This window comes from Nocardia sp. NBC_01503 (assembly GCF_036327755.1).
Lineage (GTDB): Bacteria > Actinomycetota > Actinomycetes > Mycobacteriales > Mycobacteriaceae > Nocardia.
Genome location: NZ_CP109596.1, coordinates 3497023 through 3514002, shown reverse-complemented (window position 1 = coordinate 3514002; position 16980 = coordinate 3497023). Strand labels below are relative to the sequence as shown.

Here is a 16980-nt window from a genome sequence, read left to right as displayed (position 1 = left end):
TCGAGAATGCTATGGATAGCAAAAGGGACCCGGCGCTAAAAGCGCCGGGTCCCTTGGCCTTCCGCGGAGCGGGAGGAATCAGCCGAGGCTGAAGGGCTGACCCCAGAGGGTCACCCAGGAGATCACGTTGTCGGTCTCGACCTCGACGCTCACGAAGGAGCGTGCCTGGGCGTAACCGCCGCAACCGGTCAGACCGATGGTCTCGTCGGCCCAGGTGACCGAGCCGTTCGAGCCCTTGAACGCATTGCGAACCTTGTGCGACTCGCTGCCGAAGTCATCGGCCTGCTCGAGATCGAGCACGTAGAACGAGCGCGACTGGCCGGGGCCGAGGGTCAGGTTGGCACCACTGGTGGCGCCGGCCGACGGGCTCGAACCATCCCAGTTGGCGCCGCCTTCGGCACCTCCGGTGGCGCCGCCACCGGAGATGTCGACCTGGCAACCCACCACGTAACCGGGGAAGATCTTGCCGCCGACGGCGCCGTTGGCACCCGACAGCTCGACCTGCGCGCTGCCCGAGACCCAGGCATTGCGGTGCACCGGAGTGGCGCCCATGGACGGGCTGATATTGGCCGATTCACCGACCATGCGAACGGTCACGACAGTGCCATCGGACAGCGTCTTGGTGAGTTCGCCACCGGGCAGCGGAACGAAGGTGTCGGCATTGGCGGCGCCGGTGGAGAACAGGCCGAGCGCGGCGGTGGCGACGGCGGCGATACCGGCCGCCCGTGCCACAGACTTGCGGATGTTCATTGGTATATCCCTCTAGGGTCGAATTCGCTTACGCGAGTAGTGAATTTGCTGTTCAGAACGGAGCGTCAGCCGAGGCTGAACGGCTGCCCGTAGAGGGTGGTCTTGGAGTAGTGGTCGCCGATGACCTCGACGACGGTGTACGCGCGCGCCTGGGCGTAACCGGCACAGCCGTTCACCTGGATCTGCGCGTCCTGGTACTCGACCGAGTAGTGGCCCGCCTTCAGGATGTCCTTGGCGTCGATCTCGACGAACTTGACCTCACCCGGGCCGAGGTTCAGACCGACCGAGCCACCGAGGCTGCCACCGCTGAGATTGATGCCACCCGAGACACCGGCTGAGATCGCGTTGCTCGCGATATCGACCTGGCAACCGACGATGTAGCCGGTGGTGAGGCGCGAGGCGCCGTGGGTCGAGGAGTTGTTCGAACCCGGCAGATTGGCGGCGCCATTGTTCGGCCCGACCGTGCCCTCCGGAGTTTCGGCGACATCGGCGACCGCGTTGCCCGAGACCCACACCACGCGGCCCGCGCCATTGGCGGCCAGCGACGGCGAGATCAGGGCGTGCTCACCCGTGCGGGTGATGGTGACGGCTCCACCCGGAGCCACCTTCTGACCGTCCGGCAACGGCACGAAGGTATCGGCATTGGCCGCGCCGGTCGACATCAGACCGAGCGCCACGGAGGCAGCAGCGCCGATGCCCGCAATGCGGACGGCGCGACGGACACCGCTGGTGCGGTTCTCGCTCATTCGTTCCCTCATCAGGTTCTCTCGCATGCAGCTCCGACCACCGAAGCTGGCTCCGGGCCACGCATATCCAATTCCAGTGAGCAAATGTCAAGCAGTCTGCTCAAACCCTTTGGACGCGTATCTTTATCGACCCGAGCGAGACACTAGCCACATCCGCAACTATTTGGCAACAGATTGATAAACATGCGAATACCGCGATGAACCGACGCGAATGTGATATCCACCGCCGAGCGGGGAGAATGCCGCGCGCACTACGCGGGAATGCGATTGTGAGCACACTCAACAGTGAGCGCGCTCAGCCGAATCGCGAGTGAATTCAGCCGTGATGCGGCGGCACCTGCGAGCGCAACCAGTCGTCGCCCGACTGCCCCGAATCCGGTTCGGGGGCGCGCTCGTCTTTGGTGGTGGCGGGCAGATCCTCGCCGAAGATGGCCGCTAGCTTGGCCGCGTCCGCGGCCGAAATACGACGAGACCCCGCCCGGCGACCGGCCGGGCGGGGTGCGTCGGAGGAATCCTGGGATTCGCCGGATTCAGCCGTCATTCAGCGAGGCCGGACAATTCATCGATGACCCGGCTGGCCAGCGGGCCGAGCGTGGCCATACCGTCGCGGATCGCGGCCCGCGAACCCGGCAGGTTCACCACCAGGGTCGAACCGGAGACACCCGCCAGCCCGCGGGACAGCCCCGCGTCCAGCGAACCCGAGGCCAGACCGGAGGCGCGCAGCGCCTCGCTGATACCGGGCAGCACCCGATCGAGCACCTCTTCGGTGGCCTCCGGGGTGACATCACGCGGGGACATCCCGGTGCCGCCGACCGAGATCACCAGATCGACACCGCCGATGACGGCGGTATTGAGCGCATTGCGGATCTCGACCTCATCGGCCTGCACCGAGACCGAAGCGTCGACCAGGAAGCCGGCCTCGGTGAGTAGTTCGGTGACCAGCGGCCCGAAGGAATCCACTCCGCCATGGGCGGTTCGGTCGTCGACGACCACGACAAGAGCACGGCCCGCCACAGCGGCATCGATTTCCATGGTGGTAACCGTAGCGCCTGCGCCCGACACTCCGGCGGCTGCGCCCGACATCACAGTGCCGTTGTCCGACAACAGCTCCCAGCCACCGTCCGGGGTGACCCGGATCGCGGGGGTCGGAATTCGTCCGCTTTCGTGCCGCATCATCGACCGCCCTCCGCCGCCGCCTCGCCGAGGGTCACCTCGACGGTCTTCGCATTCTTGCCCTGATCGTCGGTGTAGGTCACCTTGACCTTGTCGCCCGGCCGGTGCGAACGCACCGCCGCGATGAGGGCATTGCCCGAATCGATCACCTGGTCGTCGAGTTTGGTGACGATCACATTGTTGGGGATACCCGCCTTGGCGGCCGGACCGTCCGCGGTCACCTCCAGCACGCGAGCACCGTTGACATCGTCCTGCGCGCGCACCTTCACGCCGATCTGCGCGTAGGTGGCCTTACCGTTCTTGATCAACTCATCGGCGACCCGGCGGGCCTGATCCACCGGAATGGCGAAGCCGAGGCCGATGGAGCCGCTCTGCCCACCCGCGGTCTCGGAGACCCCGAGCGTGGCGATGGCGGTATTGATACCGATCAGCTTGCCGTTCATATCCACCAGTGCGCCACCGGAATTGCCCGGATTGATGGCGGCATCGGTCTGGATGGCATCGATGACGGTGCCCTGCGAACCCGGCTCGCCGCTGGTCGAGACCGGACGGTTCAGCGAGGAGACGATGCCCGTGGTCACCGTGCCCGCCAGCCCGAGCGGCGAACCGACCGCGACCACCGATTCACCGACCTGGAGACCGCTCGACGAGCCGAGCTCGATCGGCTTCAGCCCCTGCTTGTTCGGCACCTTCACGACCGCCAGGTCCGAGACCGGATCCGCGCCGACCAGCTGCGCCGCCGCCGTGGTGCCGTCACTGAAGGCGACCTCCATGGTGGCGTTCGGGCCCGCACCGCTCACCACGTGATTGTTGGTGAGGATCAGACCGTCGGTGGAGAGCACCACACCGGAGCCCTCGCCCTCGGCCTTCTGACCCGCGACGCGGATCATGACCACGCTCGGCAGCACCTTCTGCGCGACGGCCTGCACCGAACCGGCCGGGGCGTTGGCCACCGTGTTCACATTCGGCTTGGGGGCGTCGAGTGCGTTGGTGATGCTCGTGCCGCCATTGCCGTCGCGGGTGGCCAGGGCACCGACCGCGCCGCCGATACCGCCGCTCAGCAGTGCCAGCACCACCGCACCGGCGACCAGACCGGTCTTACCGGAGCGCTTGGGCGCGCCGGGCTCACCCGGGAAACCCGCGCCCGGTCCCATCGGCGGCTGTCCCGGACCACCGGGCGCACCGAAGATCGGCTCGGTGTGTCGCTGGCCGCCCATGCCCTGGGCGTACCCGGCCCCCGACGCCGCGTACGCCTGGCCATACGGACCGACGGGTAGTTGTTCGGTCCCGCCGGTTGGAAGCTGTTGTGTGGCAGCGCCGTACGGCTGCCCGCCGTACGGCTGGGCGCCATGCGGCTGGGCCGGATAGCCCTGCGCCGGACCCTGCGGCCCGCTGTGCGACCGCGCCCAGGCACTCGGCATGGCCGAACCCTGCGGGGCCGCAAAGCCTTCCGGGGCGGCCTGGCCCGCCGGAGCGCTACCGAAACCATCGAACGACTCGGTACGCGGATCGCCGTGGGGCGCGGAGGGCCCCGGAGCGCCGGCGGATTGGCCACCGGTGGATTCGGCGGCGGGGGTATCGATCCCGAATTTGGGCGGGGTGGGCGTTCCGGGCTGGGCGGGGGTTTCACCATGAGCCGGGGTCGCGGGGACGCCGGGGGTGGCGGGCGACTGCGCGGCAGCGTGGGGATCGGGCTGCGCGGCGGCGGGGCCGGGAGTGGCTTCGGGGTCCCGCTTCGAATCCTCGGTCATGTTTCTCGTTTCTCCTCGAGTCTCGTTGCCAAGCGTGGCGGTGACGACTGAGAGCGGACTGAGACCGCGCTTGCTTTTTCCGGAGCGTTTTCCGCTTCGCTACTGCTCTACACCCGCGAAGGGATTCCCTTCGCCAGGAAGAACGATACGGATCAGCGCGCCGCCCCGGTCGGAAGTGTCGATGGTGATGGTGCCGCCGTGCTTGGTGACCACCTGCTTCACGATCGCCAATCCCAGCCCGGAGCCGGGCATGGAGCGCGAGGCCGTGGTGCGGTAGAAGCGCTCGAACACCAGATCGCGTTCATTGGGCGGAATGCCCGGCCCGGCATCGTCCACCGCCAATTCGAGCAGACCGCGCCCGTTCTCGCGCATGGAGACCCGCACCGAACCACCCGCCGGACTCCATTTGGCGGCATTGTCGAGCACGTTGAGGATGGCGCGTTCGAGCCCGGCCTCATGCCCGTAGACGAACCACGGCCGCAGTGAAGCATCGAATTCGATGCCGGTGCGGCGGCGCCGGGCGCGTTCGAGGGCACGCTCCACCACATCGCCGATATCGACCTGTTCGTAGACCGTCTCGGGTGCGTCCTCACGCGCCAGGTCCACCAGATCGCCCACCAATGTGGACAATTCCTCGATCTGCGCCATGACATCGGAGCGCAGTTCGGCCATATCCTCATCCGGAATACGCGGTGCGCCCGGACGCGATGAGGCGATGAGCAACTCCATATTGGTGCGCAATGAAGTCAGTGGCGTCTTGAGCTCATGGCCGGCGTCGGCCACCAATCTGCGCTGCCGCTCCCGGGATTCGGTGAGCGCGCGCAGCATGGTGTTGAAACTCTCGGTGAGCCGGGCGAGTTCATCATCACCGGTCACCGGAATGGGTGTCAGGTCATCGGTGCGGGCCACCCGTTCGGTGGCCGCGGTCAATCTCGCGATGGGCCGCAAACCGGTGCGCCCCACCGCCGTTCCGGCCGCCGCCGCCAGCATGACGCCGCAACCGCCGACCACGAACAGCAGCCAGGCCAGCCGGTCGAGCACCTCCCGGGTGGGTTGCAGTCGCTGCGAAACCACCAGGGTGGAGCCCGAATGCGTGCGCCGGGCCAGCACGCGCTGATTGTCGACCGTGCGCAACGAGAAACCGATCTCCCCGCGCGCCACCGCCAATTCCTGCTTGCCCACAGGCGGATTGGTGGTCTGCGGCGGTACATACGGGGACAGGTCCGGGAAGATCAGCGCGACGCCGACGTCATTGGAGTACAGGCCCGCCAGCACGATGGACTGGAAACCCAGTGAATCGAAGTTGTTGTCGATCATCAGCGATGCGCGCGCCTTCAATTGCGCGTCCACATCGGCGTACAACGACCGCGCCACCATCGCATAGGCGGCAATGGAGGTGAAGGCCACCGCGACCGCCACCACCGAGGCGGCCAGCAGCGTCACCCGCCAGCGCAGCGACACCGAGCGCGTGAGCGGCATCGGCGGGCGCATATCGGGTTCCGGCGATTTGGCGAGCCCGGCGACCACCGGCCGCCGGGGAACTGTTCTGCCCACGAGCCCGGACCCTACGGCGGGGTCTCGCGCAGTACGTAGCCGACGCCACGCACGGTGTGGATGAGTCGCGGCTCACCCTCTGCCTCGGTCTTGCGGCGCAGATAGCCGATGTACACCTCGAGCGCGTTACCGGAGGTGGGAAAGTCGTAGCCCCACACCTCTTCGAGAATGCGGCTGCGGGTGAGCACCCGGCGCGGATTGGCCATCAGCATCTCCAGCAGCGAGAACTCGGTGCGGGTCAAGCTGATCGGGCGCTCGGCGCGCAGCACCTCGCGGGTGACCGGGTCCAGCGACAGGTCCGCGAAGGTCATGGTCTCGGAGACCTCGCCCTGATCCACCGTGGTGCGGCGCAGCAGTGCGCGTAGTCGCGCCAGCAACTCCTCGAGCGCGAACGGCTTGGGTAGATAGTCATCGGCCCCGGCGTCCAATCCGGCGACGCGCTCGGAGACCGAATCCCGTGCCGTGAGCACCAGAATCGGCAGATCGTCACCGGTGCTGCGGAGCCGCCGGCATACCTCGAGCCCATCCATTCGAGGCATCATCACGTCGAGTACCAGGGCATCGGGCCGCTGACTGGTTGTCTTCTCGAGGGCGTCGAGACCGTCGACGGCGAGGTCGACGGTGTAGCCGTTGAAGGTCAGCGAGCGACGCAGCGATTCCCGGACCGCGCGGTCGTCGTCGACTACCAGAATGCGCATGGACACCAGTCTGCCCACAGCGACTGAGAGGCGACTGAGAAGGGCGGCTTCGACACGCCGGACGGGATCGCCTGGTGACCAGCGCGTTTTACTTACCGCCCGGTAAGCGAATTCGAAATACGTTGCGCGCGATCCTATTCGGAGTCGTGTACAGCGAGTTCCTCGAATTGCCGTTACACAGCCCGCGCGGTATGTTGCAGGCCGGAAAAGAAGACCTCTAGTTGGTTCCGCGCGGGGTTAGACCCCTACGTCGCACAACCGCATACGACCTGGGGGTCACTCGTGAAAGCGGAGGCGACGGAAGCGGGATGGAAGCGACACCCCGGTCCTGGCAATTGAGCCTGTCCAACTGGCCCGTCACACGCAAGGTCGGCATCGTTCTGGTGCTCCCGGTGTTGCTCGCCTCGACCTTCGCGGTCCTGCGCATCAACTCCGAGCTGCAAACGATCAACAACCTGAGCGCCGGTACGGAACAGGCCGCCGTAATGGGCCCATCAATCAAATTCGAGTCCGCCACAGAGGAACTCGCCGTACAGACAATCCTGGGCTTGGGGAACCCCGACGCGAACGTCATCGTGGACAAGGCCACCGCCACGTTCGATCAGTCGGTGGCCGATCTCGAGACGCTGCTGCGCTCCTCCAGGGTCGAGGCCAGCGTCGTCCAGGGCATGACCGACGCCATCGGCGTCGCCAAGAACATGCGCAACGGTCTGCACACCAGCTCACCGCAGTCGATCGCGGATCAGTCCGGTGCGGTCTCCACCAAGGTGCAGGCCGCGCTGACCACCTCGCAGACGCTCTCGGATCTGCGTGTGCAGCAACTCTTCCTGCAGCAGGGCACGGTCATGACCGCCGCCCGGCTGCTCACCCAGGAACGCCTCATGCTGGCCACCCCGGGAATCGGCGCCAATGAGGCGATGAAGACGCAGCTGCTGACCGCCATGGGCGCCGAGATCACCATGATCGAGGTGTACAAGGGCCTGGTTCCCGAGGCCGCGCAGAACTACAGCGGACTCAAGGACGCCGCCGGTATGCGTATCGGCATCCTGTCCCAGGGCGCGCCCGATCCGATGGCGATCCCGGCCATGGCCGAATCGATCAAGACCAGCCAGGACCTGTACAGCCGCGAGGCCAACGGTATCGGCGCCATGCTGGACGACAAGCTGGGCGAACTCACCACCGACGCCCGCAATACCGTGCTGCGCGATACCTCGGTCGTCATCGGCATGCTGCTCGCCGGTCTCGCGCTCGCGCTGATCGTGGCCCGCTCGCTGGTCGTGCCGGTGCGCCGCCTGCGGCGAGATGCGTTGCAGGTCGCGCACATCGATCTGCCGCAGGAGCTCGAGGTGGTGCGCGCCGGTGGCGTCACCCCCGAGATCACCCCGGTCGATGTGCACACCACGGAGGAGATCGGACAGCTCGCCCGAGCCGTCGACGATATCCACACCCAGGCGCTGCACCTCGCCGCCGAACAGGCCCGACTGCGACTGCAGATCGGCAATATGTTCGAGACCCTTTCCCGCCGTAGCCAATCCCTCGTCGAACAGCAGCTGACGCTGATCGAGGAGCTGGAGCGCGACGAGGACGACTCCGAGCGCCTGCAGTCCCTGTTCCGCCTCGACCACCTCGCCACCCGCATGCGCCGTAACGGCGACAACCTGCTGGTGCTGGCCGGAACCGCACTGCGCCGTGGCCATCTCGCGCCGGTGCCGCTCTCGGACATGCTGTGGTCCTCGGTCTCGCAGGTCGAGGATTACCAGCGCGCCGAGATCGGCACCGTGCCCGACGGCATCGTCGCCGGAGAGCCCGCGGTCGATATCGAACACCTGCTGGCCGAGTTGATCGACAACGCGCTGCGCTACTCCCCGCCGTCCACTCCGGTGGCGGTTTCGGTGGCGCGCGCCGTGGACGGGGGCTACCTCATCGAGATCACCGACCGGGGCTTGGGCATGAATGCCGAAGACCTGCAGTCCATCAACGATCGCCTGGCCTCCGGTGGTGAGGTCAATGTCGAGACCGCGCGCCGCATGGGTCTGTTCGTCGTCGGCCGACTGGCCAAGCGGCACAACATCACCGTGAGCCTGCGCCGCACCTCGGCCATGGTGCAGCAGCCGGGCATCACCGCCAGCGTGCACCTGCCGGGCACCCTGGTCTCGCCCGCACCCGAACGCGGCGGCGACACCGGCACCGGGCAGTACCCGGCGACCGCGGCCCTGCCCGTGGCTCCGGCCGCGGTCGCCCCGGTCTCCTCGCTGCCCACCTCCGCACCGCAGCCGTTGGTCACACCGCCGCGGCTGATGCCGGTGCCCAATCCGCCGGAGGTCGTCACCACCGGTCGCTTCGGGGTCACCAGTTCCGGTCTGCCGCAGCGCAAGACACCGGGTACGGACACCGGTGAACAGCCGGTCTTCACCGGTGACGTGCCGTTCACCGACAATTTCGTGGACGCCTTCGCCGACGGCGGGGCACCGACCCAGGCCTACGAGGTGGTGGGGCCGAACGCCCAGCCGCCCGTGGACTTCTGGGGTGATACCGGCCAGCACGAGGTGCAGCGGCCGCAGGAGGTACAGCGCCCCGCACCGGCCGACGGTGGTTACGGATACGGCTCGGAGAATGGCGCGGACGACACCGGAAGTTACTTCTCGAACGGCTACAGCGCCTTCGGAACCGGTGCGGGCAATGACGCCGGTAACGGCCTGAGCGGCGATGACCATCGCGGCAATGGAAACGGCAACGGCTCCAACGGCAATGGCTTCGGTGCGGGCGGCAACGGCCGCACCGAGAACGGCAATGGCTACGGCGGGGATACCGGCAACGGTTTCGGCTCGGACAGCGGCAGCGTCGCCGCTCCCGCGCTCCCGCAGCGTGGGCAGGCCCCGCAGGCTCCGGCCCCGCAGGTTCAGACTCCGCAACCCACCGCGCCGGCCCCCGCGCAGCGCGACAATGTCATGTCCGGTAGCCCGATCTACCAGCGCATGGTGTCCGAGTGGCTGGTGGAACCCGCAGGCGGTGGCCAGGATTCGTCCGCGGAGTGGTCCTCGACCTCGGATGCCGGCTGGGCCGCCGCCGAGGAAGCGGCCACACCGACCAGCGACTCCCGCACTCAGGGTGGACTGCCCATCCGCCGGCCCGGCGCGCAGCTGGTGCCCGGCGCGGTGGCGCAGGAGGACGAGGCGGGCGCACGCAATCCGGACGAGATCCGCAACAGCCTTACCAGGCATCTCAGTGGCGTCCGTTCGGGACGCGCAGACTCGCAGTACACAGACGGAGGGCATGTATGACCGACTCCCAGAGCACCACCACCGATGAGAACCTGAACTGGTTGGTCACCCGTTTCACCCGGGAGGTGCCGGGCGTCTCGCACGCCGTCCTGGTCTCCGCCGACGGCCTGCTGCAGGCGACCAGCCCGCACCTGCCGAGCGATCGGGGTGAGCAGCTCGCCGCCGTCACCGCGGGTCTGGCGAGCCTGTCCGCCGGTGCCGCACAGCTTTTCGACGGCGGCAAGGTGATGCAGTCCATCGTGGAGATGCAGCGCGGCTATCTACTCGTCATGAGCGTCGGCAATGGTTCGCACCTGGCGGTGCTGGCCAATAAGCAGCACGACATCGGCCGGATCGGCTATGAGATGGCGCTGCTGGTCGACCGGGTCGGGTCGGTGGTGCAGGCCACTGCCCGTACTGCGTGATGGATCGCCGATGACAACTTCGAACGGAGGCGTCGGCGGCACTCGTCCCACCAGTCGGGTCCGCCCATACGCGCTGACCTCCGGCCGCACCGAACCGGCAGTGGATCTGCCGCTCGAGGCGGTCGTGGAAACACTTTCCTACACCGCCCATTTCGATTGGCCCGCCGGTGACATCCGCACCGAAATCCTGCGGATGGGTACGGCACGGCTGTCGGTGGCCGAGATCGCGGCGCACCTGCAGCGGCCGCTGGGCATGATCCGGGTCGTGATCGGTGATCTCGTCGTCGCCGGGACCCTGCGCGTGCATTCGACCCTGAGCGACCAGGCGACCTACGACGAGCGCCGCTCTTTGATGGAGAGGACCCTGCATGGACTCCGCGCCCTTTGACGGCGGGAGCTACAACGGGGGTGCGCCGCAGTATCCCAACGGCGGGCCCCAGTATCCGGGTCAGTTCGCGAATCCGGCTGTAGCGCAGCAATACCCGCCTCGCCCGGGCGAGGAGTTCCGAACCGTCGCCTCCACCAAGATCGTGGTGGCCGGCGGTTTCGGCGCGGGCAAGACCACCTTCGTCGGCGCGGTATCGGAGATCGTTCCGCTGCGCACCGAGGCGATGGTGACGGCCGTATCGGACGGGGTCGACGACCTCGCCGCCACGCCCGGCAAGGAAACCACCACGGTGGCAATGGATTTCGGGCGCATCATCCTGCCCGGCAATCTGGTGCTGTACCTGTTCGGCACACCCGGTCAGCGCCGGTTCTGGTTCATGTGGGACGACCTCATCAAGGGCGCCATCGGCGCGGTGGTGCTGGTCGACACCCGCCGCATCGAGGACAGCTTCGCCGCCGTCGACTTCTTCGAGGCCAAGAAGCTGCCATTCCTCATCGCGGTCAACCGTTTTCCGGACGCGCCGCGCTTCCCCGTCGCCGAACTCCGTGAGGCGCTCAGCGTGCGCGAGGGCGTACCCATCGTCGACATCGACGCCCGTGACCCGGGCGAGGTGCGGCGCTCACTGGCCGCGGTCACCGAGTACGCGATCGAACGGCTGATGACCGCACAACGCGAAACCGCCCGGCGCGGGTAGACATTCGCGCACACCGCGGGCGATTACGAAGGCAGGCAGGGGTTCTGGGTTGATCTACTTCTCGATGGGCTACTGGGTCATCGGTCTGGCACTGATCGTGTCGGTGGCCGGTGCCTCCTGCGGCCTGGCATGCATCCGCCAATCCACCAAATCGGTGACGGCGCGCTTCCGGCTGCTCTGGCTGTTCGTCGCTGCCAGCTCCATCGGCGGTGTCGGCGTGGCGCTTTCGGTCTTCGTCTCCATGCTCGGCTTCGGTGTCAAAGGCACCACACTGCGTTACGACAGCACCATGACCACGCTCTTCTCGGCGCTGTCCGGGCTGACCGTCTTCATCTCGCTGGTGATCGCCGGAAAGACCCTGAACTGGATTCGACTGGTCGCGGGCGCGCTGGTGATGGCGGGCGGACTCGGCACCGTGCACCTGCTGCTGCTCAGCGCCATCCGGGTGCAGGGCAGCACCGATCGCAGCCTGGTCTCCATTGTCGCGGTGTACGTCATCGCGGCGGTGGCCTCGGCGCTCATGCTGTGGTTCAGCCTGTGGGCCAAGACGGTTCCGGTGCTCATGGTCGGCTCCCTGGCCTACGCGGTCATGGTGACCGGTATGCACTACGCCGGGCTCACCGGATTGCAGGTGCACCTGAACAACTCGGCCGCCATTCCGGAGGGCGATGAACTGTTCAACTTCTTCGTACCGTTCTTCATCATCGGCACGCTGTCGCTGACCATCCCGATCACCGCGATCCTGGTCGCACCCGACCGGCGGGAGGCCCGGCAGGCGCCCGCGGCCGTGGAACCCGATACCGCGCACAGCCCTTCGCTGGCGGTGGCATCGCGCAAGTCCGGGCGGGTGAAGGCGTCGGTGCGCTGATACCGAAGGTTCGATCACAGACCTGAAAGGGCCGGTGCCGCGGATTGCGCGGCACCGGCCCTTTCGTTTCGTCCGGCCTCAGTTCACCATTCGACCGGAAGCGCGCGTACGCCGTGCACCAGCGAGTCGAGCTTGAACTCGACCTGCTCGGCCGGGACCGCCAGACGCAGTTCGGGCAGGCGGCGGAAGATCGTCTGCAGCACCAGCCCCAGCTCCAGGCGGGCCAGCTGCAAACCGATGCACTGGTGCCGGCCGAAGCCGAAACCCAAGTGCAGATACGCGTTCGGGCGCTCCAGATCCAGTACCTCCGGATTCTCGAAAGTCTCGGCGCTCCAGTTCGCCGACGGGATGTCGAGGATGAGACCCTCGCCCGCGCGCACCGTCAGATCGCCGATCTCGATATCCTCCAGCGCGATTCGGCGCTGACCGGTCTGCACGATGCTCATATAGCGGATCAGCTCGTCGACCGCGTTGCCGAGCACCTTGGGATCCTCGGTATCGCGGATCAGCGCCAGCTGGTCGGGGCGCTCCAGCAGCGCCATCACGCTGAGCGGGATCATATTCGCGGTGGTCTCATGCCCGGCCACCAGCATGCCGACCGCCTCCAGCGCACCCTCCCAGGGCTGCAGCTCACCGGCGCGAATCAGTTCGGCCATATCCGAGAGCATGTCCTCGGCCGGGCTCTCGGCCTTGGCGTCGAGCAGCTTCATCAGATACTGCAGCAGGCCGATGGTGACCTCCTGATGCTCCTCCGCGGAGGTGTCACCACTGAAGCCGACAGCCGAACTGCGCTGGAAGAAGGCGTGATCCTCATAGGGGACGCCGAGCAGTTCGCAGATGGCCAGCGAGGGCACCGGCAGCGCGAGCGCCTGCACCAGATCGGCGGAGTTGCCGCCGTCGAGCATGAGGTCGATGTGCTCGTCGATGTACTTCTGGATGACCGGCTTCAGCGCGTCCAGCCGCTTGATCATGAACGGCTTGGTCAGCATGCGGCGGTACCGGGCATGCTCCTCACCGTCGGTATTGAACATGGTGCGCGGGGCCATCGCCGCCAGCGCCTTCATACCCTCGTTGAGGTGCGGGAAACCGGGCAGCGCACCATCCACGCTGACCCGCGCGTCACCGAAGAGCGCGCGGGCCTCGGTGTAATCGGTGACCAGCCACGCCTCCTGGCCGTCCCAGATCTGCACCTTGGAGACCGGTGCGGCGGCGGCGAGGTCGCGAACGGCCTGCGGTGGGGAGAACGGGCAACCCGACGAGCGTCGCACGGGATGAACGGGTAGGTCGGAGGTGCTGTCGGCAACTGCTTCGAACATGGGTATACGTCATTCCTCGATCTGAATTGCTTGCGCGGGACAGAATTCGGCGGCCAGGCGCACCGCGCCGGCGTGCCCGGGGACTGGATTCTCGTCGAGCAGAATGACGAGACCGTCATCATCACGCTGATCGAAGACCTGGCCTGCGCGCATCACGCAATTGCCGGAGGCGATGCACTTGCTTTGCTGAACAACAACTCTCATCGAAACCCACCCCACCACAACAACTTTGATGCGTCCGCATGCTAACACGACAAAACACACGATGCGGACCGAGCGGCGGTGAGCAGCACACCACCGCCTGGACCAGGCATCGCGTACGGACGCGGCTCCGAATCAACCCTTCGGTACGGGCATCTCCCCCATCGTCTCGCTCGGATCGAGCAGGGCGAACAACTCCCCCTGCGGTGCGGCCAGGATCGCCATCCGGCCGAACGGACCGTCCTGCGCGGGCAGCAGCACCGTCGCACCCAACTCCTGCGCGCGCTTCAGACCGTCGTCGAGACCGTCGAACTGGAACCAGGCGAGCCAGTACGGCTGCTCGGGCGCCGCGCCATTGCGGGTGTCGTCATTGATACCGCCCACCGGATCGGTGTGACCCGGCGGCACCAGTGTGGCGTACCGCATGGTCGCATCGTCGAATTCGGCGAAAGTGAAGCCGAAGACACTGGCGTAGAAGGTCTTTGCCGCGTCGAAGGTTCCGGTGCGCAGATCGTTCCAGGCGAACGCGCCATGCTCGTTGTGCACCGCCGCGCCATTGTGCGCTCGCGCCTCCCACACCGCGAACGGCGCACCCGAGACATCCGCGGCCACGAACATGCGGCCGAACTCCATCACATCGAAGGGCGGCACCAGCATTCGGCCACCGGCGGCGATCACCGCCGCGGCGCTGGCGTCGGCGTCCAGGACCGCGAAGTAGGTGGTCCAGACCGAGGGCACCCCCACCTCGGGCTTGGGGCCGATCCCCGCGACGGGCTGCCCGTCGCGGAACGCCATCAGATAGCCCCCGGTGTCCTCCCCGCCGCCCAGCACGTCCCAGCCGAACAGTGCCGCGTAGAACTCACCGGCCTTGGCCGGATCGTCGACCTGGCAGTCGACCCAGCACGGCGTGCCCGGGGGCCACGCCTCCTCGCGTACAGGCATCGGTCATCTCCGTTTCTGAAGTACAGCAAAGTAATCAATAGCGGTTGTAGTGACGCCCATCACACAGCCGCACCCAGTCAACCACTGCGCTCCGGAGAATTCCCGGAGTTCATCAGGTCGGGTAGATCGACTTACCGAATGCCTACTCTCGGCGTGTCCCGCGAATTACAGTGAATGCCATGCGTTTCGGGCTGGATTACGCGGCGGGCCGTCCCGCCGCAAGTGCGATCCGAGCGGCCGGTTTCGACTTCGTGGTCCGGTATCTTTCCGAAGGCGGCGCGGCACTGCCCGGCAAGATCCTGACCCCTGCCGAGGCGGACGATCTGCGCGCACACAATATTTCGATCGTGTCCAATTGGGAGACCACCGCCGCCCGCATGCTCGACGGCTACGGGGCGGGCGTCACCGATGCGCGGGCGGGGCTGGCGCGCGTGCTGCGCTGCGGCGGACGCCCGGATCGCCCCATCTACTTCTCCGCCGATTTCGACGCCACGCCACCGCAGCAGGAGCCCATCAACGCGTATCTGGATGGTGCGGCCTCGGTGCTCGGGCGGGCGAATGTCGGCATCTACGGCGGCTATTGGCCGCTGAGCCGGGCTCTGGACGCCGGGGTGGCGACCTGGGCGTGGCAGACCATCGCGTGGTCGGGTGGCAATCGGGAACCCCGCGCACAGCTTTTTCAGACCGGCCGGCAGGTCGTCATCGACGGCGTCGAATGCGATGTAAACGAAACCGACCATATGGATTTCGGCCAATGGGACATTGAACCGGAGGAACAAGACTTGACTCCCGAACAGGACGAAATACTCCGCGACATCCAGATCCAGCTGCGCGGACCCGGTCTCGCGGGCTGGCCACAGCTCGGCGACGATCCCGCCGGAAACCACCTCACCGTGGTCGACGCATTGGCCAGCGCACTCACCAAGATCGACGAACTGCGCACGGAAGTCAGCGATCTGGAGGCCACCACCGCCGAGCTGAGCAGCGAGGTGGCCCGGCTCTCCGGATTGAACTGGCCGTTCCCACTCTCGCTCATCGAGGCGCCCGCACTGGCCCTCGCCACCGGATTGGGACGGCTCGAACAACTGCTACCCGCCGTACCGCTGCCCGGCTGGGGTGAGATCCCACAGAGCGCCCAGAGCGGACCTAACGGACAATCCACCACTCCGCCAAGTCCTATTGGCGCGGCAGACAACCAAATTGGTTGATTTGTCGGAATTGTTCCGGCGCGCAACGGAAGTGACCTGCCCCGAAAGTGGCGATGAGCGGGTTCTTCTGTAGTCAGAAGAACCCGCCCTCGGCCACGAGGATACCGCCGCCAGGGCACGGATTCACAACTTTGAGAAGACTTTTTGGAAGCACCCACAAAGTCCGAGAGCCCTTCCTGCACGACAACGGACGCAGATCTATGGTGGCGCAGCGACATTCCCACTATCGTCGGCGGAGTCCGCTCGTGTTCTACCGAAGGAGGCTTCATGGCCGTCAACGTGGTACTCGACAAAGTTCTCGACAAGGCCTACGAAGACAAGTCCGTCAAGGAGATCCTGTCCGCGCCACCGTCCGCACTCGCCGGACTGACCGAGAAGCATGACACTCAGCTGCTGGAAGCCCTCGGCGTCAAGACCATTGCCGACCTGGGCAACAATAAGTTCTTCCGGCTCGCCGCCACGCTGGTGGAGCTCGCAGCCAAGGAAGGCTGACACCGCGACAACCGACGCCGGGCGCTCGAATGAGCACCCGGCGTCGTCGTGTTCGGAATCAGAGTTTCGCGGGATCCAACAGCCCGCGCCGCACCGCGCGCGACAGCCTACGCGGAATCCGATACTCCACGCCACCGACCTTGATCGAAATCAGATCGGGCGCAGTAGCTTTCCACTGTGAACGCCTACTACGGGTATTCGAACGCGATATTCGACGCTTGGGCACCGCCATATCAATTCTCCTCTTGCACGATGGAATTGCCGCGTACGCGTTTGCCATAGCGGCGTTCGAACTTCTCCACGCGACCCGCGGTATCGAGGACTCGCTGTGAACCCGTCCAGAACGGATGCGAATCCGAGGTCACATCGACCACCATGAGCGGATATGAATTACCGTCCGTCCATTCGATCGTGCGATCCGAGGTCGCGGTGGAGCGGGTCAGAAAACGCTTTCCGGTGCCCGCGTCCTCGAAGACCACCGGATGGTAGTCGGGATGGATTCCTGCCTTCATCA

19 protein-coding genes are annotated in these 16980 nt (G+C 66.5%); 7 read left to right on the top strand and 12 right to left on the bottom strand.

Features of this window, described 5'->3' with window-relative positions:
* Positions 1-78: 78 nt before the first annotated feature.
* The 7 genes from OHB26_RS15620 to OHB26_RS15590 form a co-directional block, all read right to left on the bottom strand.
* Positions 79-750, bottom strand: coding sequence for an MspA family porin (locus tag OHB26_RS15620; protein WP_330184880.1), 672 nt, complete (start codon positions 748-750; stop codon positions 79-81).
* 65 nt (positions 751-815) lie between these two features.
* The gene (locus OHB26_RS15615; protein ID WP_330184879.1) at positions 816-1496 is read right to left on the bottom strand and encodes an MspA family porin; all 681 of its coding nucleotides are present in this window, start codon (positions 1494-1496) and stop codon (positions 816-818) included.
* Between the two features lie 316 nt (positions 1497-1812).
* Positions 1813-2037: a hypothetical protein gene (locus tag OHB26_RS15610; RefSeq protein WP_330184878.1), complete on the bottom strand. Its 225-nt coding sequence runs from the start codon at positions 2035-2037 to the stop codon at positions 1813-1815.
* Positions 2034-2579 (bottom strand): MogA/MoaB family molybdenum cofactor biosynthesis protein, encoded by a 546-nt coding sequence (locus OHB26_RS15605; RefSeq protein WP_442943017.1) that lies wholly within the window; start codon positions 2577-2579, stop codon positions 2034-2036. Before OHB26_RS15605 ends, OHB26_RS15610 begins: the two co-directional genes overlap by 4 nt.
* 89 nt (positions 2580-2668) lie before the next feature.
* Positions 2669-4090 carry a S1C family serine protease gene (locus OHB26_RS15600; RefSeq protein WP_442943016.1) on the bottom strand — a complete coding sequence of 474 codons (1422 nt, stop codon included), beginning with the start codon at positions 4088-4090 and terminating at the stop codon, positions 2669-2671.
* A gap of 429 nt (positions 4091-4519) precedes the next feature.
* Positions 4520-5911: a HAMP domain-containing sensor histidine kinase gene (locus OHB26_RS15595; RefSeq protein ID WP_330185657.1), complete on the bottom strand. Its 1392-nt coding sequence runs from the start codon at positions 5909-5911 to the stop codon at positions 4520-4522.
* Positions 5912-5985: 74 nt separating this feature from the next.
* Positions 5986-6678: a response regulator transcription factor gene (locus tag OHB26_RS15590; protein ID WP_330185656.1), complete on the bottom strand. Its 693-nt coding sequence runs from the start codon at positions 6676-6678 to the stop codon at positions 5986-5988.
* Positions 6679-6980: 302 nt separating this feature from the next.
* On the opposite strand from OHB26_RS15590, the gene OHB26_RS15585 reads away from it, so the two are divergent.
* Genes OHB26_RS15585 through OHB26_RS15565 form a run of 5 tightly spaced genes read left to right on the top strand, consistent with a single transcriptional unit; the run spans position 6981 to position 12307 of the window.
* Positions 6981-9953, top strand: a complete 2973-nt coding sequence (locus OHB26_RS15585; protein WP_330184877.1) for a HAMP domain-containing sensor histidine kinase — start codon at positions 6981-6983, stop codon at positions 9951-9953.
* Positions 9950-10357 carry a roadblock/LC7 domain-containing protein gene (locus OHB26_RS15580; protein WP_067572715.1) on the top strand — a complete coding sequence of 136 codons (408 nt, stop codon included), beginning with the start codon at positions 9950-9952 and terminating at the stop codon, positions 10355-10357. The genes OHB26_RS15585 and OHB26_RS15580 overlap by 4 nt, the downstream gene beginning before the upstream one ends.
* 10 nt (positions 10358-10367) lie before the next feature.
* Positions 10368-10745: a DUF742 domain-containing protein gene (locus OHB26_RS15575; protein WP_330184876.1), complete on the top strand. Its 378-nt coding sequence runs from the start codon at positions 10368-10370 to the stop codon at positions 10743-10745.
* Positions 10726-11439: a GTP-binding protein gene (locus OHB26_RS15570; RefSeq protein ID WP_330184875.1), complete on the top strand. Its 714-nt coding sequence runs from the start codon at positions 10726-10728 to the stop codon at positions 11437-11439. Before OHB26_RS15575 ends, OHB26_RS15570 begins: the two co-directional genes overlap by 20 nt.
* Before the next feature lie 49 nt (positions 11440-11488).
* Positions 11489-12307 carry a hypothetical protein gene (locus OHB26_RS15565; RefSeq protein ID WP_330184874.1) on the top strand — a complete coding sequence of 273 codons (819 nt, stop codon included), beginning with the start codon at positions 11489-11491 and terminating at the stop codon, positions 12305-12307.
* Between the two features lie 83 nt (positions 12308-12390).
* On the opposite strand, the gene OHB26_RS15560 is transcribed toward OHB26_RS15565, so the two are convergent.
* From OHB26_RS15560 to OHB26_RS15550, 3 genes are all read right to left on the bottom strand, one after another.
* Positions 12391-13623 (bottom strand): cytochrome P450, encoded by a 1233-nt coding sequence (locus tag OHB26_RS15560; RefSeq protein ID WP_330184873.1) that lies wholly within the window; start codon positions 13621-13623, stop codon positions 12391-12393.
* A gap of 9 nt (positions 13624-13632) precedes the next feature.
* Positions 13633-13842: a ferredoxin gene (locus OHB26_RS15555; protein WP_442942953.1), complete on the bottom strand. Its 210-nt coding sequence runs from the start codon at positions 13840-13842 to the stop codon at positions 13633-13635.
* A 117-nt stretch (positions 13843-13959) separates the two neighbouring features.
* Positions 13960-14766, bottom strand: a complete 807-nt coding sequence (locus tag OHB26_RS15550) for a VOC family protein (protein ID WP_330184872.1) — start codon at positions 14764-14766, stop codon at positions 13960-13962.
* Positions 14767-14945: 179 nt separating this feature from the next.
* On the opposite strand from OHB26_RS15550, the gene OHB26_RS15545 reads away from it, so the two are divergent.
* Positions 14946-15974 (top strand): DUF1906 domain-containing protein, encoded by a 1029-nt coding sequence (locus OHB26_RS15545; protein WP_330184871.1) that lies wholly within the window; start codon positions 14946-14948, stop codon positions 15972-15974.
* Positions 15975-16241: 267 nt separating this feature from the next.
* Positions 16242-16466 carry a hypothetical protein gene (locus OHB26_RS15540; protein WP_330184870.1) on the top strand — a complete coding sequence of 75 codons (225 nt, stop codon included), beginning with the start codon at positions 16242-16244 and terminating at the stop codon, positions 16464-16466.
* Between the two features lie 58 nt (positions 16467-16524).
* Here the strand turns inward: OHB26_RS15540 and rpmF are convergent, their stop codons facing one another.
* Complete coding sequence (gene rpmF / locus OHB26_RS15535) at positions 16525-16698, bottom strand: 50S ribosomal protein L32 (RefSeq protein ID WP_330184869.1); 174 nt, start codon at positions 16696-16698, stop codon at positions 16525-16527.
* 1 nt (position 16699) lies between these two features.
* Positions 16700-16978 carry a type B 50S ribosomal protein L31 gene (locus OHB26_RS15530; protein WP_330184868.1) on the bottom strand — a complete coding sequence of 93 codons (279 nt, stop codon included), beginning with the start codon at positions 16976-16978 and terminating at the stop codon, positions 16700-16702.
* Positions 16979-16980 lie beyond the last annotated feature (2 nt).